This is a genomic window from Tabrizicola sp., assembly GCF_031377265.1.
Classification (GTDB): domain Bacteria; phylum Pseudomonadota; class Alphaproteobacteria; order Rhodobacterales; family Rhodobacteraceae; genus JAUYQR01.
This window is the reverse complement of record NZ_JANMET010000038.1, coordinates 1-7054: the sequence shown is the minus strand read 5'-3', so window position 1 is coordinate 7054 and position 7054 is coordinate 1. Positions and strand designations below refer to the sequence as shown.

The 7054-nt window shown below is 63.3% G+C and carries 7 protein-coding genes and 1 pseudogene; 6 read left to right on the top strand and 2 right to left on the bottom strand.

Annotated features, from left to right (window positions below):
• The coding region (locus RMO18_RS02150; protein ID WP_309663678.1) for an esterase-like activity of phytase family protein at positions 1–1026 on the top strand (1026 nt) is incomplete at its 5' end.
• A gap of 141 nt (positions 1027–1167) precedes the next feature.
• Positions 1168–1899: pseudogene (locus RMO18_RS02145) on the top strand (L,D-transpeptidase); the annotation flags it as partial.
• A 163-nt stretch (positions 1900–2062) separates the two neighbouring features.
• Here the strand turns inward: RMO18_RS02145 and RMO18_RS02140 are convergent.
• Positions 2063–2404: a cupin domain-containing protein gene (locus RMO18_RS02140; protein ID WP_309663677.1), complete on the bottom strand. Its 342-nt coding sequence runs from the start codon at positions 2402–2404 to the stop codon at positions 2063–2065.
• Positions 2405–2558: 154 nt separating this feature from the next.
• On the opposite strand from RMO18_RS02140, the gene panB reads away from it, so the two are divergent.
• On the top strand, positions 2559–3389 hold the full coding sequence (gene panB / locus RMO18_RS02135) for a 3-methyl-2-oxobutanoate hydroxymethyltransferase (protein WP_309663676.1): 831 nt from the start codon (positions 2559–2561) through the stop codon (positions 3387–3389).
• Positions 3386–4225 (top strand): pantoate--beta-alanine ligase, encoded by an 840-nt coding sequence (gene panC / locus RMO18_RS02130; RefSeq protein ID WP_309663675.1) that lies wholly within the window; start codon positions 3386–3388, stop codon positions 4223–4225. Before panB ends, panC begins: the two co-directional genes overlap by 4 nt.
• 54 nt (positions 4226–4279) lie before the next feature.
• Here the strand turns inward: panC and RMO18_RS02125 are convergent, their stop codons facing one another.
• Positions 4280–5548, bottom strand: coding sequence for an acetylornithine deacetylase/succinyl-diaminopimelate desuccinylase family protein (locus RMO18_RS02125; protein WP_309663674.1), 1269 nt, complete (start codon positions 5546–5548; stop codon positions 4280–4282).
• A 114-nt stretch (positions 5549–5662) separates the two neighbouring features.
• Here RMO18_RS02125 and RMO18_RS02120 point away from each other — a divergent pair, with 114 nt between their 5' ends.
• Together RMO18_RS02120 and RMO18_RS02115 are read left to right on the top strand one after the other, a co-directional pair.
• Entirely contained in the window at positions 5663–6733 is a 1071-nt protein-coding gene (locus RMO18_RS02120) for a hypothetical protein (protein WP_309663673.1), read from the top strand.
• A 24-nt stretch (positions 6734–6757) separates the two neighbouring features.
• Positions 6758–7048, top strand: a complete 291-nt coding sequence (locus RMO18_RS02115; RefSeq protein ID WP_309663672.1) for a hypothetical protein — start codon at positions 6758–6760, stop codon at positions 7046–7048.
• Positions 7049–7054 lie beyond the last annotated feature (6 nt).

The following is a 7054-nucleotide window of genomic DNA, read 5'->3' as shown; positions in this document are numbered from 1 at the left end:
CTGCCATCGGGCATCAGCCCCGAAGGCATGGTGGCGATCCCGGCGCGCAACTTGCTGGTCACCGCGAATGAGGTGGACCTGCGCGCCGATGGTTTGGCCCCGGCGCATGTGATGATCTATGCGCTGGCCGAAGGGGTGCCGGCCTATCCCACCATCACCAGCGCCGGCAGCGACCCGTTGATCGGCTGGGCCGCCTTATCCGGTCTGGCGGCGGACCCGGCGGATGCCGGCAAGCTGTATGCGGTGAACGATTCTGTGCTGGGTGCTGCCCCGACGATCTACACGATCGACACCAAGGCCGTACCGGCAAGGATCACCGCCGCACTGACGGTGACGCGTGGCGGCGATGCGGCGCAGAAGCTGGATCTTGAAGGGCTGGCGCCGGATGGTGAGGGCGGCTTCTGGCTGGCATCCGAAGGGCGCAGCGACCGGCTGATCCCGCATGCGATCTATCACGTGGATGCCGAGGGCGCGATTGTCGAGGAAATCGCGCTGCCGGAAAGCCTGCTGCCAAACGAAGTGCGGTTCGGGTTCGAGGGCATTGCTGTGGCCGGTGACTGGCTGTGGATGGCCGTGCAGCGCGAATGGAAGGACGACCCGGCGGGCATGGTAAAGCTGCTGGCCTACAACACCAAGGACCAGACCTGGGGTGCCGTGCATTACCCGCTGGATGCAGCCCCCGAGGGCGGCTGGATGGGCCTGTCGGAAATCACCATCAGCGGTGACTGGGCCTATCTGATCGAGCGCGACAACCAGGTTGCCGGTGCAGCAAAGACCAAGCATCTGACCCGCGTGTCGGTGGCGCAGATGGTGCCCGCCCCGCTGGATGGCCCGCTGCCGGTGGTGACCAAAGAACTGGTGCGCGATCTGATCCCCGACCTGAAGCTGGGCCACGGCTATGTTTCGGAAAAGGTCGAAGGCTTTGCCGTGGATGTGGGGGGAATCGGCTGGCTGGTGACCGACAATGACGGCACGAACGACAGCTCGGGCGAGACGCAGTTCTGGTCCATCGGCAAGGTAAACTGACAAAATCCGCTCATGCGCCCCCGGAATCAGCTTCCGGGGGCAACGCATTGGGAAGATTCAGGAAGATTCGGTGGCCAGAGGGCTTGACGCCGGGGGACCTGCGTGGCGCAAGGTGCAGTCAGTTGCCCTTAACCATCGAGTCTGCCCGTGACCCATGCATTTGCCCGGTTTGCCGCCGTCCTGCTGATACCGTTCCTGGCCGCCTGCGCCAGCACGCCAACCCAACCCACCGCGCGTGCCGAAGTGCCCGGCTATGAGGGGGCTCAGGATGGCGAGTTCTTCATTCAGCCGGTGCCGGAGAAATACCTCTTTGAAGGCAATCGCCGCGAAGAGGTGGCCTACACGGCGGATGATGCGCCGGGGACGATTGTCATCGATACCTTCTCGCGCAAGCTTTACTTCGTGATGGAGGGCGGGCGCGCGATACGCTACCCTATCGCAGTCGGACGCGAAGGTCTGTCGTTCCGCGGCGCCGGGGTGATCGGGCGCAAGGCTGAGTGGCCTTCATGGCAGCCGACGGCGAACATGGTGCGCACGCGCCCTGATCTTTACGCGGCCTATGCCGGTGGTCTGCCCGGCGGGTTGATCAACCCCTTGGGTGCGCGGGCGTTGTATCTGTATCGCGGCGGTCGTGACACGATGTTCCGGATTCATGGCACGGTGGACAATGCGTCAATCGGACATGCGACCAGTGCAGGCTGCATCCGGCTGTTCAATCAGGATGCGATTGATCTGTATGGCCGCGTCGACAACGGCACCCGGGTGAAAGTGCGCAGTCAGGAAGAAAGCCTGGCCGTGGACGGGCCGCAGATGGACGACGCCTTTGGCCGCGTGGTGCCGGAAACGCCGGAAAACATCAAAAAGAAAGAAAAAGAGGCGGTTCTGATCGCCAAAAAGGCCGAAGCTGACGCTTTGGCTGCCGAGAAGGCCGAAAAGAAGCGACTGTCGGCCTGCAAGCGCAAAGGGATCGAGGCGAACGAATGCCCACTGCCCGAAGTGCCGCAAGCCACGGTGACGGCAGGCACCTCTGGCGGCGCTAACTCTGGATGACGTAGTCTTTCAGCGTCGTCTCGATCACCTCCCAGGTGCCCTCAAAGCCGGGCCGGATCAGGTAACTGTCGCCGGCCCGCAGATGGGTGACGCTGCCATCCGCGCCGGTCAGGATGGAATGGCCTGCGTGGATATGCACATATTCCCACTCGGCATAGGCGACGCGCCAAGTGCCCGGAGTTGACTGCCAGAGGCCAGAGTAAAGCCCGTCGCGGTCTTCAACGTTCCAGGTGCTGTGAACCGGATCGCCGGAGACAAGTTTTGCGGGGTCGGGACGGGTTACGTCAGGGGTGATGCCGTCACGGGTCAGGCGCTGAATCAGGGTCATCGGGTCATCCTTTGTTTGCGCCATTGAGGATTGATGCCACCGCCGGGTCAAGCCTGCGCCGCTGCTGCAGTGCGGCGCAAATTTGTTGCAGGCGGGCGGTGGCTGTGCCCATATGACGGGCAGAACGAGAAACGTCCGCGCCCGGAGACCCCTGATGAGCGCCACATCCCCCATCCGTCCGGTGCTGCCCCCTGACATCCGCGCCCGCAAGGGAACCGTGCCGCTGGTGGTGCTGACCGCCTATTCCACCCCGGTGGCGCGGCTGGTGGACCCGCATTGCGACATCGTGCTGGTGGGCGATTCGGTGGGGATGGTGATCCACGGCCTGCCCTCCACCCTTGGCGTGACGATGGAGATGATGATCCTGCATGGCCGTGCCGTGGTGCGCGGGGCGCAAAAGGCAATGCCGGTGATCGACATGCCGTTCGGCAGCTATGAGGAAAGCCCGCAGCAGGCGTTCCGCAATGCCAGCCGGCTGATGGCCGAAACCGGTGCGCCGGCGGTCAAACTGGAGGGCGGCGTGCATATGCATGACACGATTGCGTTTCTGACCGCGCGCGGCGTGCCGGTGATGGCGCATGTGGGCCTGACGCCGCAATCGGTGAACACGCTGGGCGGCTACAAGGTGGTGGGGCGTGACGGCGAGGCGGACAAGGTGATGGCAGATGCCCGCGCGGTGGAAGCGGCGGGGGCGTTTTCGGTGGTGCTGGAAAAGGTGCCGGAGGGGCTGGCGGCGCGGATCACGCAAGCGCTGACGATCCCCACGATCGGCATTGGTGCCGGAGTGCATTGCGACGGGCAGGTGCTGGTGGTGGATGACATGCTGGGACTGTTCACCGAGTTCCGCCCGAAATTCGTGAAACGCTATGCCGAGCTGGGCACAATGGCGGGTGAGGCGATTGCGGCCTATGCGGCCGACGTGCGGTCTGGCGCGTTTCCCGCGCCGGAGCATTCGTTTCCCGATGTGGTGCCGGTGAAGAAATGACCCCGATTGTCCGGACGGTGGCCGATCTGCGCAGCCGTGTACGGGCGTGGAAGGCGGCGGGTGAGGTCATCGGCGTGGTGCCCACGATGGGCGCGCTGCATGACGGGCATCTGTCGCTGGCCCGCGCGGCGCGGGCCGAGTGTGACCGGGTGATCACCACGATTTTCGTGAACCCCAAGCAGTTCAACAACCCCGACGATCTGAAGAAATATCCGCGCACCGAGGCGGCGGATGCGGCGCTGTTGGCCACGGTGCCGGTCGATCTGATCTTCGCGCCCGCGCCTGAGGAGGTCTATCCCGAAGGCTATGGCACCAAGGTGTCGGTGGCGGGGGTGTCGGAACCGCTGGAAGGGCGGATGCGGCCGGGACATTTCGACGGGGTCGCCACGGTGGTGACCAAGCTCTTTGGGATGACGATGGCCGACCGGGGTTACTTTGGCCAGAAGGACTGGCAGCAGTTGCAGGTGGTGCTGAAGCTGGTGGCCGACCTGAACCTGGCAGTGCATGTCGTCGGCTGTGAGACGATCCGCGAGGCCGACGGGCTGGCGATGTCATCGCGCAACGTGCGGCTGACGGCGGCGGGGCGGGCCAAGGCGCCGGTGCTCTACGCCGCAATCACGGCGGCAGCGATGGACATTCGCGCCGGTCAGTCCGACCGCATGGCGATTCGCGAGGCCGCCGAAGCCATGCGCGCGGCGGGGTTCGAGCGGGTGGAATACATCGAGCTGCGCGACGCAGGCACGCTGATGCCATCGGATGACCCATCGCGCCCGCGCCGGATGCTGGCGGCGGCCTGGGTGGATGGGGTGCGGTTAATCGACAATATTCCGGTCTGAGGCCAACCGCCGGGGCGCTGCCCCGGACCCCGGGATATTTGGGGACAGATGAAATCAAGCAAGAAGGTCGCTGAGCACAAGGGCCATGACCTTGGCGCTGTCTTCCATATCCTGCACGCCGACCCATTCGTCAGGCTGGTGGGCGAGATGCAGAAGGCCCGGGCCATAGGCGATGCAGTTGTTCAGCCGCCCGATCCGGTCGATGTGTTTCTGGTCATAGGTGCCGGGCGACACGACGTAGTCCGGCAGCCGATTGAGAACCCGTTCGATGGCGCTGGCGGTGGTGGTGACGATGGGGGCATCGCGCGGGGCCATGGTGGGCTGCACCTCGAACAGGTCGCGGATGGTATAACGGAAGTTGGGGCGGGTTTCGGTGAGACGGTCCAGCAGGCGGGTCAGTTCGGCCTTCACCTCGGGCAGCGATTCTTCGATCAGGAAGCGGCGGTCAAGCACGATGCGGCAGCTGTCGGCCACCGTCGGGGCAGGAAGCGAGGTGTCGCCGGGTTGCGGTTCCACTGCACCGCCGTGGATGGAATTGATGTTCAGCGTAGATTGCCGGGCTTGCGGCGGGACCACCGGCATTGCCGTGGTTTTGGTGGCAAGGTTCGGGGTGAGGGTATCCTCGATCTGTTCGAGGACCGCACCCATGTGGCGAATGGCTGAGTCCCCCAGGAATGGCATGGAACCGTGGGCGATGCGGCCATGGGTTTCCACCTCGGCCCACCAGACGCCACGATGGCCAAGGCAGATCCGGTCTTTGTGCAAGGGTTCGGGGATGATGACGTGGGTCACATGCACGAAATGGCCATGTTCAGCGAGGTAGGCGACGCCGCCGTAGCCGCCGGATTCCTCATCCGCCGTGGCGGAGATTTCCAGGCTGCCGCGCCAATCGGGTGTGGTGACAAGAAACGCCTCGGCCGCGATGATGCTGGCGGCGAGGCCGCCTTTCATGTCACAGGCGCCACGGCCATAGATGCGATCACCGTCAAGCGTGCCGCCAAAGGGATCACGGGTCCAGCCGTGCCCCACCTCCACCACGTCGTGATGGCTGTTGAAATGCACGCAATCGCCGGGTTGTCCGCTGTCGATGCGCGCCACGAGGTTCCAGCGCGGAAAGGTGTCACTGTCGCCCGGTGCACCATGGGCGCGGATGAATGCCACATTGAAACCTGAAAGGAGCAGGCGGGCGGCGAGGTAATCGCAGATCGTGCGATAGTGCTGGCCCGGCGGGTTCAGCGTGGGAATCCGGACCAGGTCTTGCGTAAGGCCAATGAGGTCTTGGCGTCTGGAGGCAACTGCGGCAAGAATGGCGGCGTCTGACATGGGAAAAGAGTGCCTTGCGGCCCGTGCTGCTGGCAACCGATTTTCCCGGAGGAGAGGGATGTAATTTGGCGTTACATTCTTATGTGCATGCAAAGTGGTTCAACGGAGGGCGCGATGGCCGATTTCGAAACGCAGATCAAGGAAAGCCAGGCTCAGGTGGCCGAGGCGCAGGCGAAGATTTCTGCCATTACCGGGCGGATCGAAGCGGCACGAACCAAGCTGGACGAGGGTATCTCGATTGATGTCGAGAACGCCACGCTGGAGGATGTGCACAAGCACACCGACCTGATGAATGCCAACATCGCCGAGCTGATCATGGGGCTGGATGATGTGACGGCGGGCTTTTCGGCCGAGTTTGCGGAAATGCGGTCGAAAACCGGGATGGAAAGCTTCATCGGCATTTTCTCCTCGGCCAAGGCGGATTCGATGCGGCAGGAGCGGATGCGGTCTGCCTCGGTCGATGACAAGCTGCAGGACCTGATCGGGAAATCGGATGTGATCGTGCGGCTGCTGCAAGGCCAGCTTGATATGCTGAACGTGCAGAAGGGGCGGGTGGAGACGAACCTTTCGTCGACGCTGACCGAGCGCGAAGAAACCGTGGGCGCGCTGGAGGCGGTGCGCGCCGAAGTGGCGGGGATGGACCCCAAGATCATCGAGCTGGAGAACAAGATCAGCGTCGAGCAGGACGCGGCGGCGCGGACCAAGCTGGAGACGGAACTGGCCAACCTGAACGCCAAGTACAACGCTTTGGTGCAGGACGAGCAGGTGAAGCTGGCGAAAAGCCAGACGCTGGAGCGCTATATCGAGAAGGGTAAGACCTGGGTGGATTCGTTGCAGAATCAGGCGGCGACGCAGCTGGTGCTGATTAACAAGCTGCAGACGGATACCAAGCAGCGGGTTGTGCTGTATGATGCTTTGACGTCTTCTTTGAAGACCGCCCAGCAGCAGGACGTGGCGCACCGGATCAACGAGATCGGGGTGAAAACCGACCAGGAAGCCCAGACCGCGATGGCGGCGATTGGCGCTGCGACCAACGACAAGATGGCCGACATGCTGGAAGCGCATGAGGGGCACATGGTGTTCGCAAGGGCGATCCTGGAGCAGAAGGCGAAGGCGGATGAACGCTTTGCCCGGCGCTTTGCGACGATTGTCGAGAAGCACGACAAGAACGCGTATGGGGAATAACCGGTGAAAGAGCTTCGGGATGGCGTGCTGATCATCCTTGCGCCGTCCCTCCTGTTTTTCATCGGCGCGGGGTTATTCGAAGCAACCTCTTCGCTTCTCTCGGGCCTTGGAGCGGTCGTGATGTTTGTCGCCTTTGCCTTTGGGGCGCTAGTCGGCGGGTTTGGTTTGATCTTGATCCTTGGGGGCCTTCTGCGCGTCACTTTCGCAGCAATCCGGCGGAAGAAAAATGGCTACGTTGGACACCCCAGCGAAGGACGATTTGGGCGGCAGAACGGTTATGGGAATCTGCAATCGATTGAACGACAGGATGATTAAGGACGG